The 24,190-nt window shown below is 46.2% G+C and carries 18 protein-coding genes; 1 reads left to right on the forward strand and 17 read right to left on the reverse strand.

What is annotated here, in order from left to right:
* Positions 1 to 30 precede the first annotated feature (30 nt).
* Entirely contained in the window at positions 31 to 2,940 is a 2,910-nt protein-coding gene (rapA, locus tag GXP65_RS15380; protein WP_162093174.1) for an RNA polymerase-associated protein RapA, read from the reverse strand.
* Between the two features lie 537 nt (positions 2,941 to 3,477).
* Between rapA and GXP65_RS15385 the strand changes: the two genes are divergently transcribed.
* Positions 3,478 to 4,854: a PhoH family protein gene (locus GXP65_RS15385; protein WP_103410519.1), complete on the forward strand. Its 1,377-nt coding sequence runs from the start codon at positions 3,478 to 3,480 to the stop codon at positions 4,852 to 4,854.
* Between the two features lie 168 nt (positions 4,855 to 5,022).
* Here the strand turns inward: GXP65_RS15385 and tldD are convergent, their stop codons facing one another.
* From tldD to GXP65_RS15465, 16 genes are all read right to left on the reverse strand, one after another.
* Positions 5,023 to 6,468, reverse strand: a complete 1,446-nt coding sequence (gene tldD / locus GXP65_RS15390) for a metalloprotease TldD (protein WP_050913688.1) — start codon at positions 6,466 to 6,468, stop codon at positions 5,023 to 5,025.
* An 11-nt stretch (positions 6,469 to 6,479) separates the two neighbouring features.
* Entirely contained in the window at positions 6,480 to 7,301 is an 822-nt protein-coding gene (locus tag GXP65_RS15395) for a carbon-nitrogen hydrolase family protein (protein ID WP_134977874.1), read from the reverse strand.
* 39 nt (positions 7,302 to 7,340) lie between these two features.
* Positions 7,341 to 11,219 (reverse strand): YhdP family protein, encoded by a 3,879-nt coding sequence (locus GXP65_RS15400; RefSeq protein ID WP_162093175.1) that lies wholly within the window; start codon positions 11,217 to 11,219, stop codon positions 7,341 to 7,343.
* An 11-nt stretch (positions 11,220 to 11,230) separates the two neighbouring features.
* Entirely contained in the window at positions 11,231 to 12,700 is a 1,470-nt protein-coding gene (rng, locus tag GXP65_RS15405; RefSeq protein WP_005432792.1) for a ribonuclease G, read from the reverse strand.
* An 18-nt stretch (positions 12,701 to 12,718) separates the two neighbouring features.
* A complete protein-coding gene (locus GXP65_RS15410; RefSeq protein ID WP_162093176.1) occupies positions 12,719 to 13,288 on the reverse strand; it encodes a Maf-like protein in 570 nt (189 codons plus the stop codon).
* Between the two features lie 4 nt (positions 13,289 to 13,292).
* A complete protein-coding gene (mreD, locus tag GXP65_RS15415; protein WP_005432825.1) occupies positions 13,293 to 13,781 on the reverse strand; it encodes a rod shape-determining protein MreD in 489 nt (162 codons plus the stop codon).
* On the reverse strand, positions 13,771 to 14,661 hold the full coding sequence (mreC, locus tag GXP65_RS15420) for a rod shape-determining protein MreC (RefSeq protein WP_005432808.1): 891 nt from the start codon (positions 14,659 to 14,661) through the stop codon (positions 13,771 to 13,773). The genes mreD and mreC overlap by 11 nt, the downstream gene beginning before the upstream one ends.
* Positions 14,662 to 14,808: 147 nt before the next feature.
* Entirely contained in the window at positions 14,809 to 15,852 is a 1,044-nt protein-coding gene (locus GXP65_RS15425) for a rod shape-determining protein (protein WP_005381144.1), read from the reverse strand.
* A 152-nt stretch (positions 15,853 to 16,004) separates the two neighbouring features.
* Positions 16,005 to 20,342 carry a DUF6701 domain-containing protein gene (locus tag GXP65_RS15430; RefSeq protein ID WP_162093177.1) on the reverse strand — a complete coding sequence of 1,446 codons (4,338 nt, stop codon included), beginning with the start codon at positions 20,340 to 20,342 and terminating at the stop codon, positions 16,005 to 16,007.
* 8 nt (positions 20,343 to 20,350) lie between these two features.
* Positions 20,351 to 20,785: a hypothetical protein gene (locus tag GXP65_RS15435; protein ID WP_031848476.1), complete on the reverse strand. Its 435-nt coding sequence runs from the start codon at positions 20,783 to 20,785 to the stop codon at positions 20,351 to 20,353.
* The gene (locus GXP65_RS15440) at positions 20,775 to 21,488 is read right to left on the reverse strand and encodes a prepilin-type N-terminal cleavage/methylation domain-containing protein (protein WP_162093178.1); all 714 of its coding nucleotides are present in this window, start codon (positions 21,486 to 21,488) and stop codon (positions 20,775 to 20,777) included. Before GXP65_RS15440 ends, GXP65_RS15435 begins: the two co-directional genes overlap by 11 nt.
* Positions 21,488 to 22,057, reverse strand: coding sequence for a type II secretion system protein (locus GXP65_RS15445; RefSeq protein WP_162093179.1), 570 nt, complete (start codon positions 22,055 to 22,057; stop codon positions 21,488 to 21,490). Before GXP65_RS15445 ends, GXP65_RS15440 begins: the two co-directional genes overlap by 1 nt.
* Positions 22,054 to 22,539 (reverse strand): type II secretion system protein, encoded by a 486-nt coding sequence (locus tag GXP65_RS15450; RefSeq protein ID WP_162093180.1) that lies wholly within the window; start codon positions 22,537 to 22,539, stop codon positions 22,054 to 22,056. Before GXP65_RS15450 ends, GXP65_RS15445 begins: the two co-directional genes overlap by 4 nt.
* A 119-nt stretch (positions 22,540 to 22,658) precedes the next feature.
* A complete protein-coding gene (locus tag GXP65_RS15455; protein ID WP_045382732.1) occupies positions 22,659 to 22,889 on the reverse strand; it encodes a hypothetical protein in 231 nt (76 codons plus the stop codon).
* Between the two features lie 69 nt (positions 22,890 to 22,958).
* Positions 22,959 to 23,438 carry a type II secretion system protein gene (locus tag GXP65_RS15460; RefSeq protein ID WP_162093181.1) on the reverse strand — a complete coding sequence of 160 codons (480 nt, stop codon included), beginning with the start codon at positions 23,436 to 23,438 and terminating at the stop codon, positions 22,959 to 22,961.
* 289 nt (positions 23,439 to 23,727) lie between these two features.
* Positions 23,728 to 24,189, reverse strand: coding sequence for an MSHA biogenesis protein MshF (locus tag GXP65_RS15465; RefSeq protein ID WP_162093182.1), 462 nt, complete (start codon positions 24,187 to 24,189; stop codon positions 23,728 to 23,730).
* Position 24,190: the final 1 nt, after the last annotated feature.

Genomic DNA, 24,190 nt, shown 5'->3' on the forward strand with positions numbered 1-24,190 from the left:
AAGACCTTTTTTCGTGTGTTTGAACGCTGATTAGTTATGGCTGACCACAATCAAACGTAGCGAATCTAACTGAACCTGAGCTTGGTTGATGTAACCTGTTAGCTCTTTGATTTGTTCTTCAATCGATTCAATTTCTTCATCACGGATGTTCGGGTTAACCGCTTTCAGTGCTTGTAGACGCTCAAGCTCGGCATTCAAGCTTTGTTGCATGTCTTGATGCGCTTGCTTGCGAACTTCTTCCACTTTCTGCTCAACCAATGCGTCTCCCGCTTCGATTAGGCTGTGAATATCTTTCTGTACTGATGTCACTAGCTTGCTGCCTAGGTGACGGTTTACCGGGCTAAGCTGACGGTTGAAGCCTTCAAACTCAACCTGAGAAGACAGATCGTTACCACGAGCATCCATCATCATACGAATTGGCGTCTTCGGTAGGAAACGAGTAATGCCGCTGCGTTTTGGTGCTTGTGCATCCACCGCGTAAACCAACTCAAGTAAGATAGTGCCCACTGGTAGCGCTTTGTTCTTCAGCAGAGAAACCGCAGAGGTACCCACACCTTCGCTCATCAACAGATCAATACCACCTTGAATCATTGGGTGTTCCCAACTGATGAAATGCATGTCTTCACGAGATAGCGCGGTATCACGGTCAAATGTGATAGTCGCACCTTCGTATGGCAAGCCTGGGTAGCTTGGCACCATCATGTGCTCAGATGGCGTTACCACAAGTGCATTTTCGCCTTTGTCGTCTTGGTTCAAGCCAATAGTGTCAAACAGAGACAATGCGAACGTCACTAGGTTTGTATCACCATCTGTCGATGAGATTTTCTCAACGATCTGTTGCGCTTTCTCGCCGCCGTTTGAATGCATCTCTAGTAGGCGGTCACGACCTTGCTCAAGTTGTGATTTCAGCTCTTTGTTCATCTTCGCTGATTCTTCAATCACTTCATCAAGGTTTGAAACATCACCAGACGCCAGCATTTCAATCAGAGCATCAGAGTACTTATCGTAAACCGCGCGACCTGTTGGACAGGTTTCAGCAAACGCGTTCAGACCTTCATCAAACCAACGAGCAAGAATCGCTTGTGACGTGTCTTTTAGGTAAGGCACGTGGATATCGATATCACGCTTCTGGCCGATACGGTCCAGACGACCAATACGCTGCTCTAGCAAGTCTGGGTTGAACGGCAAATCGAACATAACAAGCTGGTTAGCAAACTGGAAGTTACGACCTTCTGAGCCGATTTCGCTACAGATAAGAACCTGCGCGCCGCCCTCTTCTTGCGCAAAGTAAGCAGCTGCTTTATCACGCTCCAGGATCGACATGCCTTCGTGGAATACAGTTGCACGAATACCTTCACGTTCACGCAATGCTTGCTCAAGTTGCAGTGCCGTACTTGCACGAGAAGCGATAACCAGCACTTTGTCGCTGCGCTTCTCTTTTACTTTCTCAAGTAGCCAGTTAACACGTGAGTCGAACTGCCACCAGCTTGAATCTTCGCCTTCAAATTCTTGGAAGATTTCTTCTGGATAAAGGTTCTTCACCGCGCGTGCTTCTGGCGTCATCTTGCCACCGATCACGCCTGATACACGCATTGACGTGGTGTACTGCTGCGGGATGTCCATTGGCATTAGATGCACGTTACGCTTCGGGAAGCCTTTGATCGCTGCACGCGTGTTACGGAACAGCACTCGACCTGTACCGTGACGGTCCATCAGGTTGTCGATCAGTTCTTGGCGCGCTGACGCTTTCGCTTCTTCATCGCTGTCGCTTTCGATGATGCGGAATAACGGCTCAACGTCTTGCTCGGAAAGCAGTTCCGTAATTTGGTTTTTCGCTTCGTCAGGCAGCTTCTCACCAGAGAATAACGACGTGATAGCATCCGCAACAGGTGCGTATTGCTCTTCTTCTTCAACGAATGCGTCGTAATCGTAGAAGCGATCTGGATCTAGCAGACGTAGACGAGCAAAGTGGCTCTCACGACCTAGCTGCTCTGGTGTAGCGGTAAGCAGTAACACACCCGCAGTGCGTTCTGCTAAGCCCTCTACTACTTGGTATTCGCGGCTTGGTTTGTCTTGGCTCCATTCTAGGTGGTGCGCTTCATCGACAACCAATAGATCCCACTCGCCTTCTAGCGCTTGCTCAAAACGCTTGCGGCTCTTACGTAGGAAATCCAGTGAACACAGCACGTATTGCTGTGTATCAAATGGGTTTTCCGCTTCTGCGAACGCCTCAATACAACGCTCTTCATCGAAGATAGAGAAGTGCAGGTTGAAACGACGCATCATCTCAACGAGCCACTGGTGTTGCAGTGTCTCTGGCACCACGATAAGAATACGCTCCGCACGACCTGACAGCACTTGCTGGTGGATGATCATGCCCGCTTCGATGGTTTTACCCAGACCAACTTCATCCGCTAGCAATACGCGAGGCGCGTGACGACGCCCCACTTCATGTGCGATGTAAAGTTGATGAGGGATCAAGCCTGCACGCATGCCACACAGACCACGCATTGGGCTCTTGTGTTGCTCAAATTGGTTTTGTAGCGCTCGGTAGCGAAGTACAAAGTTGTCCATGCGGTCGATTTGACCTGCGTACAACTTGTCTTGCGGCTTGTTAAAACGAATGTGGTTGCTTAGGAAGATTTCACGCAACACGATCGCTGTTTCTTGCGTGTCTTCACGAGTACCGAAATAGGTGTATAGACCTTCATCTTCCAGTACTTCTTCAACTTTTAATGACCAACCTTCTTGGCAATCGATGACATCACCGACGTTGAACGTTACTCGGGTAACTGGTGCATCGTTACGTGCGTAAACTCGGTTTTCCTCTGATGCTGCAAACATCAATGTCACAGTACGAGCATCCATTGCTACTACGGTACCTAAACCTAAATCGCTTTCCGTATCGCTAATCCAGCGCTGCCCCAAAGCAAATGTCATGAATTGACTACCTCGTTGTTGTTTCTTGTTGGTCTCTACCCATCCCGATGGGCATGGATAATAAGTTTAGATCTGATTCTGGCTTCTGCTATGCCAATCGTGCTTGTCATGCCACTTTGCGCTGTGCATTTTTAAGCCAGCTGAACATGATAAATCGGGCGTAGCCTATACGCAGAAAAAGGTCGCTAATCTTACTTGAAGCTGTGATTTAGGTCACGCCGAAACCGCCCAGAGGGGCAACTTTTTTTCCTGAATTAGGAATGCAATCAAATTGTAAAAAACTCATGACAATTATTAAGTTGTAAGAAGTAAATTTTACGTATACTTCTATTGAGGGGCGCTTAGAGTCATCAAACATGATTTGAGCGCATTTAGTACACGATTAGGATCAACACGGGTTTGCAGTAAGTTGTCTTGCTACTCGGTTGCGCACTAACCGACATTGCCCGACAACCTCTATTGCAAGCAATCAGAGTTAGGAAGACTGTTCCTTCTTAGCTACTAGCCAGCAAAGCCGCGCTGCGGCAAGGAGACGCTATGGGCGATACCGATCGGAAACTGTTTGTACTTGATACCAACATTCTTCTTCATGAACCCTTCGCCATCTTCTCTTTCCAAGAACACGATGTCGTCATCCCAATGACTGTGTTGGAAGAACTCGACCGAATCAAAGACAGTAAACGTGATGTAGCAAGGGATGCACGCGTTGCGATTCGCGCTTTGGAAGATCTGTTTAGAGACGCAACACCAGATGAAATCTCAGAAGGTATTCCGGTTTCTAAAGATAACCCAAGCCAAGGCACCATCTCTATTTTGGCGGACTTCGAGTTGCAGGAAACCGTCAAAGCTTTCGCCGACAAAGCCGGTGACAACCGCATACTCAATGCGGTGCTTTATCTGCAAAACAAACGTGCACCACGAGAAGTTGTGCTCGTAACCAAAGACATCAACATGCGTTTAAGAGCCAAAGGTGCTGGTGTACGCTTCGTTGAAGACTATCGTACGGATCAACTGATTGATGATATCCAATACCTCACCAAAGGCTTCCAACAGCGTGAAGGCGACTTTTGGAGTAGTGTGGACGAGGTTGATAGTTACGCGCTGGGCGGAAAAACGTTCCATAAACTCAGCCGCGAACCGTTCGAGCCGACCTTTATCAACCAATACGTGATTGATGAAGAGAGTGATTTTGTAGGACGAGTAGAAACCATCAATGAGGATAAGGTTACGCTGCTCGACCTGAGTCGTGAGCGCATGATGCATCGTCGCGCTTGGGATATTACACCGAAAAATATCTACCAAGGCATGGCGATGGATGCCCTACTCGACCCTGATATTGATTTGGTGATTCTGACTGGTGCCGCAGGTAGTGGTAAAACGCTCCTTGCCATGGCTGCGGCATTGGAACAAACCATTGAAAAAGGCATGTTCGATAAGATCATCGTAACCCGTAACACGCCAGACATTGGTGAGTCGATTGGTTTCTTGCCGGGGTCGGAAGAAGAGAAAATGATGCCTTGGTTAGCAGCGGTGACCGATACCTTGGAAGCGCTGCACAAGAACGACCATTGCACCGAAGGCTCGATGAAGTACATCTGCGATAAAGCCAACATTCAGTTTAAATCGATCAACTTTATGCGTGGCCGCTCGATCCAGAATGCATTTGTCCTACTCGATGAGTGTCAGAACTTAACCGCTTCACAAATCAAAACCATCATCACCCGTTGTGGTGAAGGCACCAAGATTGTGTGTTCGGGTAACTTGGCACAAATTGACTCCCATTACCTAACCCCAGTGACATCTGGTTTGACGTATATGGTTGAACGCTTCAAGAACTTTGAAGGCAGTGCCAACATTCACCTCAATGGTGTGGTGCGTAGTCGCTTGGCTGAATTTGCGGAAGAGAATCTATAGCGAATCATCTCCCCCTAAAAACAAAAGAGCGCTCAATGAGCGCTCTTTTATTCTTTAATAGCTTAACGTTTGATGCTCTAGGCTAAAAGTCGAGATTCCCTATCATCGCTCCTTCGTCGCGGTAGGGAATGACGATCTTTAACGTCATAACTAATTGGTAGTTAATGCTTACTCAGTGCCACCAACGGTGATGGAATCGAGCTTCAATGTAGGCTGACCAACGCCAACCGGTACGCTTTGACCCGCCTTACCACACACGCCAACACCTCTGTCGATGCTTAGGTCGTTACCCACCATAGAAACTTGCTGCATCGCTTCAATACCAGAGCCAATCAGCGTTGCGCCTTTCACTGGGCGAGTGATTTTACCATCTTCAATCAAGTACGCTTCCGATGCAGAGAACACAAACTTACCAGAAGTGATGTCCACCTGACCGCCACCAAAGTTTGGTGCGTACAGACCTTTCTTCACCGTAGAGATGATCTCTTCTGGTGTGTGCTCACCCGGTAGCATGTAAGTGTTAGTCATACGTGGCATTGGTAGATGCGCATAAGACTCACGGCGGCCGTTACCTGTTGGGTTTACACCCATTAGGCGTGCGTTCAACTTATCTTGCATATAGCCTTTTAACACACCATTTTCGATAAGCGTGTTGTATTGACCGTTCACACCTTCATCATCGACGTTCAATGATCCGCGTAGGTCTTTTAGCGTGCCATCATCCACGATAGTACAAAGCGGAGACGTCACTTGCTCACCCATCTTGCCAGAGAATACTGACGACTCTTTACGGTTGAAGTCACCCTCTAAACCGTGACCTACCGCTTCGTGCAGCAATACGCCCGGCCAGCCAGAGCCAAGTACCACAGGCATCATGCCTGCAGGTGCAGCTTCTGCTTCTAGGTTCACTAGCGCCATACGAATCGCTTCATCAGCGAATTGGAAGGCTTGTTTCACGCCGTTAGTTTCAGACAGGAAGAAGTCGTAACCGAAACGACCACCGCCACCAGCGCTACCGCGTTCACGGCGATCGCCTTTTTCAGCAAGAACACTGATTGATAGACGGACAAGCGGACGAATGTCACCAGCGTAAGTACCGTCGGTTGCAGCAACCAACATTTGCTCATGCACACCGCTGATGCTGATAGATACTTCTTTGATGAGTGGCTCTTTGGTACGGATATACGCGTCCAGAGACAACAACAGTTCGGTTTTTTGTTGCTTTTCCCAGCTTGCTAATGGGTTTACCGCATCGTAGTAAGCTTGGTTATCAGAACGTTTGAATGCATGCACTTTGCCATTTTGGCCTTGCTGCGCAATACCACGCGCGGCAATAGCACTTTGCTTCAAACCGTCTAGTTGAATTTGGTCTGAATAGGCGAAACCGGTTTTTTCGCCTGTGACTGCTCGTACACCGACACCACAGTCAATATTGAAAGAGCCATCTTTAATGATGCTGTCTTCTAGAACCAGAGACTCGTGCCAGCTGGACTGAAAGTAAATGTCCGCATAATCGATCTGGCGCGTCGCAATGCTCGCTAGTGTGTCAGCGATGTCTTGCTCTGTCAGACCGTTTGGGGCAAGGAGTGCCTGTTCTATTTGGTTTATGCTCATAGTTAGCTCTTTTATTTCCGTTTCAATTCATTTTGAAAGCGACTGTGTTGAGTCAGCGGCATATTCTGCCTTACTTGCTGGTTGTGTGACAAATCTATCTCAGCCACCAGCAAGCCTACTTGGTCATTCAATTGTTGGTGAACGCCTCCCCAAGGGTCAATCACCATGGAATGCCCCCAAGTTTGACGGCCACATGGGTGCGTTCCCGTTTGCCCGCAGGCAAGAATCCAGCATTGGGTTTCAATGGCACGCGCTCGAAGTAACACTTCCCAATGTGCTTCTCCCGTTACCGCGGTAAAGGCAGCGGGTACAACTATAATTTGAGCCCCTGCTAAGCGTAACGCTTTAAACAATTCAGGAAAGCGTACGTCGTAGCAAATACTTAAGCCTACCGTACCAATATTGGTCTCTGCCGTCACGATGCGATTGCCCGCGGCAAAGGTATCCGATTCACGATAACTGCCATGCCCATCGGCGACATCGACGTCAAACATATGCAGCTTATCGTAGTGAGCAATGCACTCGCCTTGCGGTGAGAAGACCAATGTCGTCGTGGTAACACCTTGCTCAGCGCGGATCGGCATGCTGCCCACAATTAAAGTCAGTTGGTGGTGCTGTGCGATATCAGATAAACGCTGCTGAATTGGACCGTCACCCAAAGTTTCTGCGTTCTGGTGATACGCCGCTCGGTTGGCAAATTGTGTGGTGTTTTCTGGTGTCACAACCAGCTTCACACCTTGCTCAGCAGCCAAGGCACATTGCTTAGCAATGAAGTCCAGATTCTGCTCGATATCTGGACCCGATGTCATTTGAATGATGCCAACACGTTCCATGTTTTCTATTCCTTGTTCGTCAGAAGGTCAACTGCGCAATTACTTAGCTTGCTCACGCAGTTTTTCTGGCAACTTGTATTCGCCCTTGCTTCGCGAAACCTCTTTTACAGTCGGTGAATCAAGCGGACCTTTCACTTCGTAATTTACTTGCGTGAAAACCTCCACCACAGGAGAGATAACCGTCGAAATCGCTAGTACATACAATGCCGTTTGAGGCGCTACCGCGAAGGCGGTCAGCATTGGGATACCTGAAGTAATGTCTGGGGTAAAGTTCACTTCCGCATCCACCAAACGGGTGTTCATATCAGCGATACCGCGGATTTTCATCTCACCCGCAAGGGCATCCATCTCAATATCGTTAGTGATAAACACACCATCTTGGATTTTGCCTGTCCCCGTAATCGAGTTAAAGGCCATGCCCTTGTCGAATACGTCGGTAAAGTCGAGCTGCATCTTACGAATGATAGAGTCGAGGCTGAATAGGCCAAGCAGTCGAGCGGCGCCGCTGACTTCAGTGATCACGCCTTTTCCGAACTCGGTAGACACGTCACCTTGTAAACTGTTCGTCTTCATCGACCAAGGTGCACCATCCCAGTCTAGGTTGGCATTGATTTCAAACGGTGCCTGCTGAATGCCTGAGGTAATACCAAAACGCTCCATCAAGTCACTGTTGTTCTCACCTTTCACCTTCATGGTTAGGTTTGAATGACTGCGTTCTTTCGTCAGTTCCCACCATCCGCTCATATCCACACGGTTTTGGCCACTGCTAAAGTTTACATTCTTCCATTCAAGGCGGTTGTTAGCGCGTACCACATCCACATTCACTTTGCCGACTTTATAGCCCTGCAACCAAAAGTCATCGATGCTCAAGGTTAAGTTTGGCATCTCTGCATGGAACTTGCGGTCAAAGTTTGAGATAAGCGGTGCCGCTTGATCTTCGCTGGCAAACAAGGAACCTCGCTCTTTGGTCATCTCATCGAAGCCCGGAATGTACAAATGTAGATGATCCAGTGAAACAGACAGTTCAGACGGCTTGAGGTAGTTCGCTTTACCTTTCACTTCCTGACTATCTACATCAAGCTGCCAGCTTAAGTTCTTCTTACGCGCATTTAAGTTCACGTCATGGAACTCAATCCCACCAAGTTCTAAGTTTTGTACGTCCATACTCACGCGCGTAGGTACAGGAATCGTCGGCGTTTTCATACTCGACAGTACTGACTGCGTCGTGCTTTGAGGAACGTGCATTAAGTCTGACCACTTATCAAGACTCAAATCATCTAGACGAATCGAGGCATCGTGCCCGACGACTGGGCTGATCTTGAAGCCACCATTGCCAACCACAAGATTAGTCGCCGTTAACTGAGGTACGTCGCCAGAAATATCGATTTCAGTCTGGTACTTCGCATTTGGAATTTGTAATCGCGCAGAAATGCTTTCTTGGTTACCAGAAGCTTGCAGCTTCGCTTGCCCTTTCTCGCCACGTTTTTTCGCCAGCGGATAAGGATATTCACTGGTTAACTGGCTAAGTTGAGCAAGCACATCCACTTGGTAGGTAAAGCCAACATCATTCAGTTGTAGGTCGATATCCATTTGCCAAGGTGCATGACCAGACACCAGACTCAACCAACGCTCACCAAGGTAAGGTTTAAGCGGGTTTACCTCCCAATCACCAAGGGTATTAATGGTTACGTTATAGCCTTGTTCCGCATTCTCACCGCGGAAGTCCAGTGAGATTGGCTGCTTCAATAGTTCAGCAGAGAGACCTGAAGTGGTCACAACGTCATTGTCGAACTTGATACGACCGGTTGCGTTTTCTAACGTCATCGGCGGCGCATCTATGTCTACGCGGTTATTCTTAAGATCCGCATAGCCCCAAGCGCGAGCGTCTTTCTCGGTATCAAATGGGATATTAAGTTGGAACTCAGAATAGACCGGACCACTGACTTGCAGCGCGGTCAATGCAGCTCCTACGGAGTCAACCAGTGGCGTCGCCATCATGTAGTCACGAACTTCATTACCCGGTGCGCTTGCTTTGGCTTCAATCTCAATGTGGCCACCTTCTGCAAGCTCAGGAATACGACCTGTGATTCGCTTCGCTTTCACGCCATTTAACGTGGCAGACTTCGAATCCAAATACATGGCGTCATTTTCAAACAATAAATCGAGCTGTAAATCTGTGATGGTTGGCCATGCCGTATCAAAACTGAACTTCGCGTTCTTCAAACCAACCCATGCTTGGAACATACCGTTATGCGCTTTATACGGGAAGTCACCTAGCTCGCCATACCAAAGCAGCTTAGCAGTATTGACCTTACCACCTTGAATCGCAGTCGAGAGATAGTCTGTCAGATCTTGCCCAAGCGCTAACGTCGGCAGGTAACGCCAAGTTTCACCCGCGTTGTAGAGGTCAGCTTCGGCATAAAACGACAGGAATGGGCTTTGTTCTTTCGGGAAGTCGAGACGGAACGCACCCAGCACTTGCAGATCCGGTGTTGCCGCCGTCACTTTATCGGACCATAAACGCCAGCCTGCTTCATCTTGCTGCCAGATGATGTCGACCTCACCTTGCTTAATGTTCAACGGCGCTTGAAATACATCTCCATACGGAAACACATCATCAATAACGGTCACTTTCGCTTTTGCTTGATCTAAGTTACCCGACACCTTGCCTTGCACATGACTAAAGCCCGGAAGCAGTTCCCATTGCGTTAAGCCTAGCTCTTCCAGTTCGGCAGAATAACGCAACGTATCTAAGCTGCCATTCATCGACAGACGGATGTCTTCTACACGCCCTTTTGGCGCAAGCTTGTCGAGTAAATCCGTGGTGGATTCTGACTTCGGTGCTAATTTAATTAACGGGGTTAGCGCTTCAATATCCAATTGAGAAAGGTTGAGTAACCAGCCTTCTGGTTGCCAATCAAAAGCAACATCTAGCTCTGGCCATGGTCTGTCATCCGTGCGGATTTGAAGTGAGTGACCATTTACTTTCCACCCCTCTTTATCGGGTAGTAGCTTGAAAATACCAGATTCGATCAGAAGATCATGATGGCCATTCTCATTCCAAACCAGTTCAGAGGGTTGTAAGTCGACGTAAGCATAGCTCGGCTGGCTATGTCTCAATGTCAGCCAAGTATTGAGGCTCACTTTACCAGACTCAACACCCGATTGTTCTTGCATGTACGTGGTTAGCCAAGGCGTCACAGACACGTCTTTTACACTTACGTAAAACTCGCCCGACACATCACGCAACGAGCCGTAATCTTTAAAGTTGGCACGTACTAATAACGAGTTAAGACTTGCATCGGCAATACTTACCGTACCCTCTGCTAGATGGTGTTTACCTTGGTTACTCCAGCGGAGTTGTTCGATATCCAAGCGGCGAGTTTCACCGGAAACCGATTTATACCAAATGCGAGAATCAGTGATGGTGAAATCTTCAAACTGTCGCAGCAATAGAGAGTCGAGTTGATCAATCAGCTTGGTTTCATTTTTGCTGACATTCGCAGTTGGCTCTTTGCCTTCTGATTTCGACAACAGGTCGACAGTACGAATATCTAACGCTAAATCATCGATCGTTAAGTCCGCAACCACGGGCTTAAACTGCAAAAGAGATTGAATAAGATCGAATTCAATATGGATTTCATCCACTGCAAAACGAGCATCTTGGTTGTTCGGCAGATTCGCTTCTAAACCTTGCAGTGCGATAGAGGGATGGCTGTTACGCCAAGAGCCAGCAACGCTGGTGATAGAAAAGTCAAAACCTGTGCCTTGCTTGACCCAGGTTTTGATCTCATCTTGGAAGTGGTTAAGTTGTGGCAATGCTACGCGCAGTGTGGTCACTAAAATGGCCAGAAGCACCAACAGAGTGACTAATGTCCACGCGCAGAAACGCCCGAAACGGTTAAAACCAGAATTCACAAATTTTCCAATTACATCATGACGACGTCAAACTGCTCCTGAATGTACAGGGGTTCAGCTTGAATACGAACTTGCTTACCAATAAATACTTCGAGTTCAGCTAGTGCATGGGATTCATCACCCAATAGTGTTTCAGCTACGTATGGCGATGCGTACACAACGAAGTTATCTGCATCATACGCACGATTCACTCGAGTGATTTCACGTAGGATCTCGTAACACACGGTCTCAACAGTCTTCACGCTGCCGCGACCTTCACAAGTAGGACAGCTAGAACATAAGATATGTTCAATACTTTCGCGCGTACGCTTACGAGTCATCTCAACTAAGCCTAGCTGAGTAAAGCCGTTAATGTTGGTTTTTACACGGTCTTTTGACAAGGCGGTCTCAAGCGAAGTTAGTACACGCTTACGATGTTCGTCCGATAACATATCGATGAAGTCGATAATAATGATACCGCCTAAGTTACGTAGGCGCAGTTGACGGGCAATCGCTTGGGTCGCTTCGACGTTGGTGTTGAAGATGGTTTCTTCAAGGTTACGACGACCAACAAACGCACCGGTATTGATGTCGACCGTTGTCATCGCTTCAGTTTGATCGATGATTAGGTAGCCACCAGATTTAAGCTCAACCTTACGCTCCAAAGAACGTTGGATTTCGTTCTCTGTGTCGTACATGTCGAAGATCGGCTTGTCACCTTCGTATAGCTCAAGCTTGTCTGTTAGCTCAGGCACGTACTCAGAGGTAAACTCTTTTAGGTTCTCATACTCTAGGCGAGAGTCGACCATGATTTTGTCCAATTCAGTGCCAACAAAATCACGTAGAATGCGCTGGGCTAAGCCTAGCTCACCGTACAAGGTCGAGCGAGTTTTATACTTCGCACGACGCTCCATCACCTTCTGCCATAAACGCTTCAAAAATGCCGCATCTTGAGAAAGCTCTTTCTCATCAGCACCTTCTGCCGCAGTACGAATGATAAAGCCACCGTGCTCATCACAGTAGTGATTGACGACTTTCTTCAGACGCTCACGCTCACTTTCGCTTTCAATACGCTGAGAAACACCAACATGGCTCGCTCCCGGCATAAAAACAAGATAACGCGAAGGAAGAGTGATATCAGTCGTCAGACGAGCGCCCTTGGTACCTAGCGGGTCTTTAACCACCTGTACAACAATATCCTGTCCTTGGCGAACCAATTCAGAAATATCACGCACTTGGAACTGTTGCTTTTCGTTCTCTGCCACACATTCGGTGTGTGGAACGATGTCTGACGCGTGTAAGAATGCCGCTTTATCTAGACCAATATCGACAAACGCCGCTTGCATGCCCGGCAATACTCGGCTCACTTTGCCTTTGTAAATATTGCCAACAATGCCGCGGCGCGATTCACGTTCTATATGAACTTCTTGTAGTACTCCACCTTCAATCATGGCCACACGAGTCTCACTCGGGGTCACGTTAAGCAGCAATTCTGCACTCATGTGCACACCTCAAAACAATTATAAAAATTCTTGAATTAGCTGATCGGTTTCGAACAAAGGTAAGCCTACTACGGCGTGATAACTGCCTTCGATTCGGGTGACGAAACGCCCACCGAGTCCTTGAATACCATAACTTCCAGCTTTATCGCATGGTTCGCCTGACTGCCAGTATCGTTCTATTTCTTCTTCAGTCAGTGTTTTGAACCACACGTCAGTGATAACGACCACTGAGTGTTGTTGTTCTTTTGATACGACGCTCACCGCCGTCATCACTTGATGCTGACGACCGGACAAATTGCTGAGCATGCGTTTTGAATCTTCGAAATTTTTAGGTTTCTCTAATACGTGGTTATCGCATACCACCACGGTATCTGAGCCCAATACAACGGAATCAGGCTTAGCCATCGCTAAGCCTGCTTGAGCTTTTTCCAAAGAGAGACGCAACACATAGTCTTTTGCTTGCTCATGGTTTTGTTTGGCTTCCTCTATATCAGGAAGCACAATATCAAAGTCATAATCTAACTGAGCAAGCAGCTCTTTTCTTCTCGGAGAACCCGATGCGAGTACGAGGGATAAGCCCTTTTTCACAACGCTACCTTACGTGCCATGCGCGACGGACGCGTCGCATTAATAAAAACATCCATGGCCAAAGTATACAGTTTATTGCTGCAGTCCACAGGGATAATGGATTAAATACTACGTCCTGGTTCAAATATTCCCCACAGAATATGAGAAGCTCTAGTAGCACGGTAAAAAAGGCAATCAAAATAGATTGTTGCCATAATGCCATGTTACGGATCACTAAGAAGTTTAATGCCACCAAGTAGATAATGATCGACATCATCATCCCTCGGATCCCGAGCGTCGAGCCAATCAAAATGTCCCACAACAAACCTAAGATCAGAGCGGTACCAACATTGACACGGTGCGGCAATGCCAATACCCAGTAACAGGTCACTAGGAACAGCCATGATGGGCGCAACAAATCGAGTACGCCCGGCCATGGAATGGTTTGTAGGACTAGCGCAACGAAGAAGCTGACGCCGATGACCATTCGACTTCTTAATACACTATTGGCCATCGGTTACCTCTTGTTCTGAACCTTCTTCTACATTGGATTGCAGTACTTTATGTTGACGGTCTTCATTCGGCCAAATCAACAACAAGTAGCGCAGACGATCAAATTCAACCACTGGCTCCGCTTTGATCGATGCAAACTCTTGGCGAGTATCGTGATCGACATTCGTGACTGTCGCAACTGGGTAGCCTTCTGGGTAAATACCACCAAGACCCGATGTCACCAGCAAATCACCCACTTGGATATCAGTACTGGTTGGGATGTGTTCCAACTGGATTTCATCCACTTCACCGTTACCGGAAGCGATCACGCGAATATCGTTACGAATTACCTGAACTGGAATTGCGTTTTTCGCATCTGTTAGCAGCAATACGCGTGCGTTATGCGCCGCAACAAACGTCACCTGACCAACGATACCTTTCTCGTTGATAACAGGTTGGCCAACGTACACACCATCAATACGGCCTTTATCAATCACCACTTGGTGACGATATGGTGATGTATCAACGGCCATCACTTCTGTCACGACTTTCTTTTCGTCACGGACGAAGGAAGAGCCGAGAAGTTTGCGCAGGCGTTGGTTTTCTTCTTTATATTGGTCGAGCAAGATCAGCTCGCTCTTCAGGCGAAGCACTTCGCGCTTCAAATTGCGATTGCCTTCAATCAATGCCTGACGAGTGTTTAAACGCTCGAACATTCCATCAAACATGCTACGAGGCATATTGGCTGCATACTGAATAGGTGCAACCATACTGTTCAATAGGTATCGGACGTTGGAAAACGTATCTAGACGGTTATCAGCCAGCATTAAGCTCGCCGACACGATGACAGCAAAAAACAGACGCAATTGCAGAGATGGGCCTCTGCCAAAAATCGGTTTCATCTTGTTTTTAACCTGATTGCTACCATGATTATTGAGCCTTACTTGGCAACCTAAGAATTCGACATAGTGTGATTCTAGGTATGGAGCAGATTGAAATTACAGAGTGAGGAAATGAAGGTGAAGCCCGAGTGGACTTCACCTAACACTTTATTCTTCAGAGAATAGATCGCCACCGTGCATGTCGATCATTTCTAGTGCCTTACCACCACCACGAGCCACACATGTAAGTGGGTCTTCAGCGATAACCACAGGAATACCTGTTTCTTCCATTAGTAGACGGTCTAGGTCTTTCAGTAGTGCACCACCACCTGTTAGTACCATACCGTTTTCAGAGATATCAGACGCTAGCTCTGGTGGACATTGCTCAAGCGCAACCATCACTGCAGATACGATGCCTGATAGCGGCTCTTGCAGCGCTTCTAGGATTTCGTTTGAGTTCAGGCTAAAGCTACGTGGAACACCTTCTGCAAGGTTACGACCGCGAACTTCGATTTCTTGAACTTCATCGCCAGGGTAAGCAGAACCGATTTCGTGTTTGATCTTTTCAGCGGTTGCTTCACCGATCAAGCTGCCGTAGTTACGACGTACATAGTTGATCACGGCTTCATCAAAGCGGTCACCACCGATACGTACAGAAGAAGAGTAAACCACACCGTTTAGTGAGATAACCGCAACTTCGGTTGTACCACCACCGATATCGACCACCATTGAACCTGTTGGCTCAGATACGCGCAGACCTGCACCGATTGCCGCCGCCATTGGCTCGTCAATTAGGTAAACTTCACGTGCGCCAGCACCTAGTGCTGATTCACGAATCGCACGGCGCTCAACTTGAGTAGAGCCACAAGGAACACAAACCAGTACACGAGGGCTTGGTTTAAGGATGCTGTTGTCGTGCACTTGCTTGATGAAGTGCTGAAGCATTTTTTCTGTTACGTAGAAGTCAGCAATAACGCCGTCTTTCATTGGGCGGATTGCTGAGATGTTGCCCGGCGTACGACCAAGCATCTGTTTTGCCGCATGGCCTACAGCAGCAACGCTTTTTGCAGAACCTACACGATCTTGACGAATAGCAACTACAGAAGGTTCATCAAGGACGATGCCCTGTCCTTTTACGTAAATTAGAGTGTTGGCAGTACCTAAATCGATAGATAGGTCGTTAGAAAACATGCCACGAAGTTTTTTAAACATATTCTTCGCTCATCCTGCAAAAATTTAGAAGACAAAAATTGTCCTAAATGTACCAATGCCTCGCTGTCACAGCAAGGCATTGGTACACAAACATGAGCAGAAAGCCTCAATTTCTTGCAGTTTCCTTACTTAACGCAAAAAACCGAAGTTTGTTACTGTCCGGTTAACCCCGGTTCACCACGATAAATCACTCGGTCATTACCACGATGAATACCAAACGTGACAACCGATGATGGGTTTTCTTCACCAGCGTTATCTTTATTCCAGTTGTATTTAAGCCATGGTAAACCATTTGCAGAGGCATCAAGATCTAACCAAACGCGCGTCTGCTGACGATATGACTCCGCTTCTTTAGCCGTTACCGTTCGAGAGTAACCTTCAGAAACTTTACCACCAGCTCCTAATGTGACCGCTTTAGGGGCCGCATCAGTACCTTTTGGCCAAATATGCGCTTCAGCAGCAGTGACACCTTTCACATCGGTTTGACTGTCATGAGGGTTGGCGACAAAGCGGCTACCATTCCAGAATTCAACTCGAAGTGGCACATGTAATGTCGAGCCTTGGTTACCACCGACATCATCTAGGTCGACACGACCAAAGCGGATGTCAGGTTGCGGAGCCAAAACTGAATCACTCTCGATTACCGTCACAGGGTCCTTACTAGCACTTGAGCCTGTGATTGAAATTAATGTGTCCTTACCTTGCTCAAACAAGTTGAAAGGCCCATCAGGGTAATGAGATCCACTTCCCTTCGCTACAAGCAAACCATCACTACTTGACCCCGTATAAATACCTACACTTCTAGAATCCACAAGCGACTGACCAGAGTTTTCCTTCCATGTTCCGCTGTAAGTCTTAACAGAAGAGAAACGAGACGTGTAAGAGCCACTCTCATACAAATTGAATTTCGCTAGCAAAGAATCGTCGAAATACGAGTAGTTAGTCAGCGATCCTTTACTAGTATTTAGAGCCTCCACATAGAACTTACTCACACCAAATGGCTGGTTCATATAAGCAAAACTCTGTCCATTGGGATAATCCCAGTCCGCATTTTCATCTGGGTAAACTTTAAAGTATTTAGGGTAGATTCGACCAATGACGCCTTTCGCGGGCTCAATCACAAACGCTTTACTGCCCAAGTAAGCTTCTGGCGGCGTTACTGTAAACTCAAACGCACCGACCTCGGAGACACTTTGCTCAATCGAATCTTTTGCATTTGTTGGCGTATCATGATCATACACATCCTTACCTAAAACCCCGGCTGACAAAGCGCCAGTCGTTGGATAAGTCACTTTATGAGCGACAGATAGCCCTTCTTGCTGATAGTTTTTCGCCAATGCTCCACCAAACTGATGCGCTGTTACGAACATATTGAAAGGTTCACCAGCAGCAACGAAGCCTTTAGTACAAGAACCTGAGCCACATTGTCCACTATCGGTTGACAGCGTTAAATAAGCAGGAAAACTAACAAAACTATTTTGGCCTAATGAGTCCTGCTCATCTTTTATTTTTGCCTTTAGCGCGACTTTTCCTGCTTCTGGGTATCTTAGGTTGAAATACGCCTTGCCCTGACTGTTAAAATAAACGTTATTTACATTAACAGTAGCACCGACCCCAACAGCAACCTCATCACTGAACGAACCATTCTGTTTTATAAATGAAACATACGTTGGTACAGATACCGCGTTATTTGCTGGCTCAATTCTTTCCAATGACAGCTGAACGTCTCGGCTTTCACCTTTCCCACCTTGCTGACTTGAAGAGCTACAAAACTCCAAGTAAGGCGAGTTTTGGCTGCCATACTGTGGCTGGCCTCGCTCACTAAAGAATGGCTTACCCGCCACTTTGTCTGGAATATTCACACCTAGCGCAGCGGAGTTAAATAAAATATTACAGTTCTGCTCCGACAAAGGCCCACCAGCAATACGACACTTCGCCCCGTCAAAGCCAAACTGTGGAACCGAGCTACTTGCAATTCCAAGTTTTGCTGAACCTGATTGGAACGCTTGTAGCTTCAACGAAACAGAGTCAGAGAACGTAACACGATCTCCCCCTTCCCATGCGACAAGAGAATCCGATTGCGGTAATAAGGACACCGTCACAGGGTCAACCGTTGCTCCTGGGTTCGAGCTCAATACTGAAGATGGGTACGTTTTCGAACAAGAAGGATCCATACATGCTCGTAGTGTTACCTCGGACGCCTGACAAATACTGCCAGTACCAGCGTAATCAAATTCGAAGTGGTGAATGCCTTCCGTTATTTTCTGGTATTTATCGGCACAAACTTGGAAGTTATCCATTTCGTGTGTGTTTGTAAGTGCCCCCGTGGAAGCAGTAACTGAAATACGGAAGTTTTCTGGTGTGTAATGGAAGTTTCCTTCAGTTAATACATCAAAATCACTAATTACTGTATGCCATTGACCATTAACTCCAACCTTTCGCTGTACGGATAGAGTAATCACCCCCGAATTACGAGAGTTCAAAATAACCTTGTAACGGTGAGGAGTACTCGAACGATTATCTAACGGTTGGTTAAACTGCTTTCCTTTGATGTACTTGTAACCTTTTAGCCATTTACCGTTGTTGTCTTTAATGCCTGCACCACGCACGCCAACACTGTTTGCAGAGCCATGACTAGCAAGGTTTTCCCCACCTTCTCGGTAAAAGTTGCCGTATTCATCGATACCTATGCCTAACCATCCACCAGCAAAGCCCTCTACATCATGAGACACCTCACCAGAGTGGTTTTTGTGTAGTTTCATACCATAGCCCAATGGCCCGCCGAAAGCCCCTGTTTGCGGAGGCACATTAGCATCAGAGATAACCAAAGCAACGCCATCTGCACCATTATAGCCACCACCATAAGCAAAGTGATCGAACTCAATTTCTAAGTAGTTCTCATCGGACGGGAACAAGTAGTTGTAAGCAGAAGCTGTCGCTTGACGAGCTCTATTATCATTGAGTCGAAATCGTCCATTAACTACTTGTGGCTTTACGCTGCTGCCATAACCAATAACAGACCAGTTATCAACATTAGATGAACTAAACGTTTCCATTGGAAGTAAATTACATTGCTGGACTGGAGGTTCCACAGGGCACGAATAATCAGGCTTTTGAATCACGACATTTTTCTTCATTGTCAAATGACGCGCTGTTACTGAACCATGCACCGTAATCGGGTTATTGAAATTAACAGTATCGGCTAAGATAAACCCATAGAATTGTTTAGATTTTGTTTGAAAATTCACTGACGCATTTGGTGCATAAATTGTTGCGTAGTAGTTTGTTGTAACATCAATAGGATTAGAGAAAACAACTGAGTTACCACTCACGTTGATTCTGGAGTTGTTATAAAAAGAATACTTAGTGTGCCCAACATGCTCCCAACGTTCAAAAGTGATGGTAGAGTCTTGAGGAATAACAATTCTCAAGTCATCTCTCGGACCCGCTTCAGCTCTGAAGTTACGAACATTGGTGCCGTCGGGTAAAATTACTTTAATTTGATCAAAAGGCGAATTGTTCTGACTTACCCATAAGCTATCAAGATTCTTTTCGATTTTAATCTCGATTCCACTCTTGCCATTTAGAGAGTAGCGTGTCGCGCTACACAAGTTAGTATTGTCACACTTATAGCCGATATTATGAGCCTCTAACGATAATGAACGGTCACCAAAGTCGGTAGGAACACCTGTAGGTTCAGACGCTTTTCTCGCCTCTAGATGCGCATCATTATTACCGACATCACACCCCGTATCACTTCCACAAATAGGGGAACGATACAATCTATCTCGAGCATCATCTACGTTCGCTTTATCAAAACCCGCCAAGATGTACTGAGGTTTATTCGGCTGTTGAGCATTCGGAGAGTAGTAAAATAAATCTTCTTTATTTGTGACTGTATAGTAGCTCTTGTACTCTTCAGACCACCCGAGCGCACGCGCACTTTTATTTGGTACATTAAGCGTGTTCTCAGTGTAACCTTTCATCCCTTGAATTGGCTGAGGAAAGTACTGACATACATCATCTGGCACTTCAGGCTCTACTGGATCGGGAGTACTACCGCTACAATCAACTTGACTCGGGCTTCCCTGATCATACAAAGTCAACTTACCATTTTTTAAATCTACATCATTCTTAACGTCAATGAGTTGCCATTCACTGTCTCCGGCAAACTTGCGATAATATTTTAACGTTCCAGAATTATGGCTAACTTGATGCTCAAGACGAATATTATAGGGTTGGCCTGCTAGTAAATTAGGCTCATCGAAGTAGTAGTTTGCATTGCCATATTCATAGCCATTATACCAAAGTACTTCTCGAGGATGTGAACCACTATGATCGAGATACACATAGCTATTTGATGCTGGGCCAACCACATTAAAGGTTACAGTAAAGTCTTGATTACCCCAGACATCACACGTCCCAGCCTGAACAGGAGCGTTCAGCAAGCAAGCAAGTATTGGAATGATGATTGATATTATTTTTTTCATTATATGATTTACTCCCTAACCCAAATCTCTTGTTGTCGCTGTACTTGTGCAACCCCGGAACCACAGATTGCTGTGGCTTGCACTCTAAATAGAGATTCAGCTTCAGAGGTACCTGCATTGAAGGTACCAATGTTTGAACATGTCATAGCACTTAATTGACAGCCAGTGCCTTGTGTAACATTTGGTGTAGCGCCACTTACCGTGTTAGCACAAAAGTTGGCTACATCAGGATTCGTATCGTTTAAAGGATATAGCTGAGTCAGTGCCCACTCATTGGCAGATTGCGCAATAAACCAAGCTTTAGTGCCTAGAAATTCGCGAGTCAACGTACTCTGATTTGACCAACTCACCTTCATTAGAGATGCAGCTAAATAGCCCATCACAATGATGACGAACAAAACGACGATCAGGACATTGCCTTGCTGAGCATTTTTACGGAACATTGAGCACCTGCACGTCTTGTTGGTAAACACTACGCTCCCCGTTTTGAGTGAACTCTAAGTTGATATGCACGATACCGCCACGTTGAAGTGTTGGCTCGAGGTAGTGCATATCACTCGTCGAAGTATCGACACTGTCCGCAACCGTAATGCCATTACGCGTGACGCGCTTGTTGTCGAAACAATAGCGAACTTCTGAATTGTTCTGGTAGATGTAATGACGGCTAGAAATGGAAGTGCCACCAATCGTACTTGCTGCACCACTGACAACAAAAACATCGCCAGTTTTGGCTAAACCGCCGACCGCTAAACTCTGTGGAGAGGCAGATTGTAAGTCTTCGTAGCGACTTGGGTTAATCACCATCCAACGGTTAGCAGGTATGGGGTTTAGCGTAGAGTCATTACCGAGTAAAAACTCCAAGTCATTATTCGTCAGAGTATAAAAGCCTGAATACTCAATCGGCACAAATTCCAAACAGTTTGCTGCACCTGCAGGTACATGAAAGCTATTTGGAACAGCGTGACGAATTTCACGAGACATTTTTTCTAATACAAACTGCGCTTGAGTTTGCATTCGCTGACGATCAATCGTATCCGCATAGCCTTTCATGCCCAACTGCACGTAGCCTGCAATGCCAAGCATGATAAAGCTGCCGATAACGATCGTAACGATCATTTCCATTAAGGTGAAACCACGAGTTTTCATCAGTAGTTACCTCGTATGGCGGTAAGTGTGAGCGGCTGAGCATTACTCGCAAAGATTCTCACTGTGACTTTTTTATAGTTAGTGATGCCTGTCGGTGGCGTGGCGCTCAGATCATCATATGCCACGCTAACTTCAACTCGGAAGTTACGGTACTTATCTTCGCTACTTGAACCCAAGATATCTGAAATATTACCTCGGCTCGTCTCTTGGCATTGAGCAACCGTCGTTGGCGTACTCCAACAACCGATGTAATCATCGACATCGTTAAAGTTTTCAGGAATGGACTCACCAGAGTCAGGACCGAGGTTACTCGAACAATTTGGTGCTCCAAGCGTACTTTCTCCACAACGCAATAAACCACCATCAAAGTCGCTGTTCTCGTCAAAACCACGCGCCAAAATTTGCGACATAAAGCTTTGCCCAAGCGCGGTTGCTCGGGTTTGATAATGTGGCATCGCGGAGTCACGAATTTGAGGAACAAGGAAGGAGGTAAATGCCACCATCGCAATGCCCATCAGGACAATAGCAATGATCATTTCAGCTAAGGTCATACCGAGTTGCTTTCTCATGAGCATGAGCCCTCAGAGACATAACCTTGAGAGTTAATCAGCACTCGACATTGGCTTTGACCATTTACATCGCGGATAAGAATAGACACACCATCGGAAGCAACACTTAATGGATTCCCTAATAAATCAAAGCTAATTGGACTTGTTGCTCCAGTTAGACTGAACGTTGCAGCGGAATCTTCAACCAAGTCACTACGGGCGTCCTTCTCATTACCACTCAGCGAACAAGCCGCAACTGAGCCGATACAACTAGAGGAAACTTCTAATTGGAAGTTGGTATCCGTGGTTGAGGTATTTGATTGCATGCGATTCACCTGTACTTGGCGAATCACTGAAATAGCCCGTTCTTGAAGCGCAAACGCGGAAACACTGCCCTTGCCCATAAAGCGGCTAGCAGCATAGAGAGAAAGAATGGAAAGGAGGACGATCACTAGGATCAGCTCCATTAATGTAAACCCTAATGCAGAGCTGCGAATTTTCATAACCCAACCTTAGGCTTAGGACAAGCGAAATAAGTATACGATGAAATTATGAGAATAATGATAGATTTATAATTTTTAAATTCGAACTGTGAGCAAGTGTACAAATAACCATCGGCAGGTTATTTCTCTCCTTTAGAGCGCTCCAATTCTTCTTCAATTCGATCGTAAGTTTCTTTATTGCTTAACGTCTCAGAAACGTGCTCAGCGGTTTGCTTAGTTTGCTCCCACTTTGCTTCATAAGTTTCTGGCTCGAAGCTGATAAATCTTGGTAATACCACATAACCGACGACACCTAAGATAATCAGTACAACTACAAACTCTATTGCACTAAGACCCGATGATTTACGCATATGAACTATTCCGAGATTAATCAAAATAAAGAGATAAAGGCCAGACTAGCTGGCCTCTACCAATTACGATTACTTATCGTTACAAAGGTTGCTAGCACCTGTATCTACTACAGTAGTAGATGCAACAGCCGAAGAGGTAGCTTGAGTGTACTCAACACACTTTTTAGTGTACTTATCAATACCAAAATACACCTTACCTGTGGCAGAACCGGCTTTCTCAACAAAGTCTTCATCAGCACCCAGACCATCTACTACTTCTTGTAAAGCAGCTAGAGTTGCAACAGGGTAGCCGTAAATAGTTTTGATTGTTTCACCATTACCTAGGTCTAAATCAGTTTCTGAAGAAGCAGTTTCCGTACCCGCAATAGCTGATTTACCGTATACAATACCTGACGCACCAGTAATAGCGCCTTTTAACCCTTCAAGTGTAGAGTTACGAGCATCGTCTTGCAGGTTAAGGAAACGTGGTGCTGCAGTTACCGCTAGAATACCTAGGATTACAATTACCACTACCAATTCGATAAGGGTGAAACCACCTTGTCTTTTCATTGTTTACTCTCTCTATGTAAGCATGCAGAGTGACTGCAAAGTTTATCGGTCATGCGACCATTTTGGATAATGTCAAAACGGTGTGGCATCTCAGCGATAAACCAATGTTTATCCATTGAGCCCTTTTTCTACCGCTTGAGCAGAATGACGATTCGCCATTGTTAAGTTAAAGCCGTGCAAAAAAGATATCCCATGTTTGGTTTACTTTTCATTACAACCTTTTTCTTATGGTAATGTTTGCATTATACCGACTTTCATTCCTATTTATAGTACTTAAGTGTCAAAAAATTCACTCCGCCGAAATTTCGACGTCTATTTTCAGGTAATTAGCGTCTGATATAACAACAACTCTTTGTCCATTTTCATAAGTATAATGACATGTATAACTATTACTTTTAATTGCTCCACGAATTTCTAACAATTCACTCGCCATAATTTTACGTTGTGGGTAATGAACCGATAGCCAATAGTCACAATCGAGTACACCGCTTGGTTTGAAAGGTGACACCAAGCCCCCGTCCGTCATGTTAAGCTTAAAACCGTCCATAAACAGTTGCTTAGGCTGTCCATGTACAAGCCACGCTTGGCGGTATCTTTGCACACTATCTTGCATCCAAACCTTGGCAAGTTTCGCGCCTGTATCTTGCGCTTCTTGCTCTATCGGTTTCAACTTTTGTATAAATACGCCCAGAACAATAACCCCGACGATTCCTGCAAGAATCAACGTTGCTCGGCTTTGATTTTCGACCACG

The sequence above is a fragment of the Vibrio sp. LB10LO1 genome (genome assembly GCF_010092875.1).
In the GTDB taxonomy this organism is placed as follows: Bacteria; Pseudomonadota; Gammaproteobacteria; order Enterobacterales; family Vibrionaceae; genus Vibrio; species Vibrio campbellii.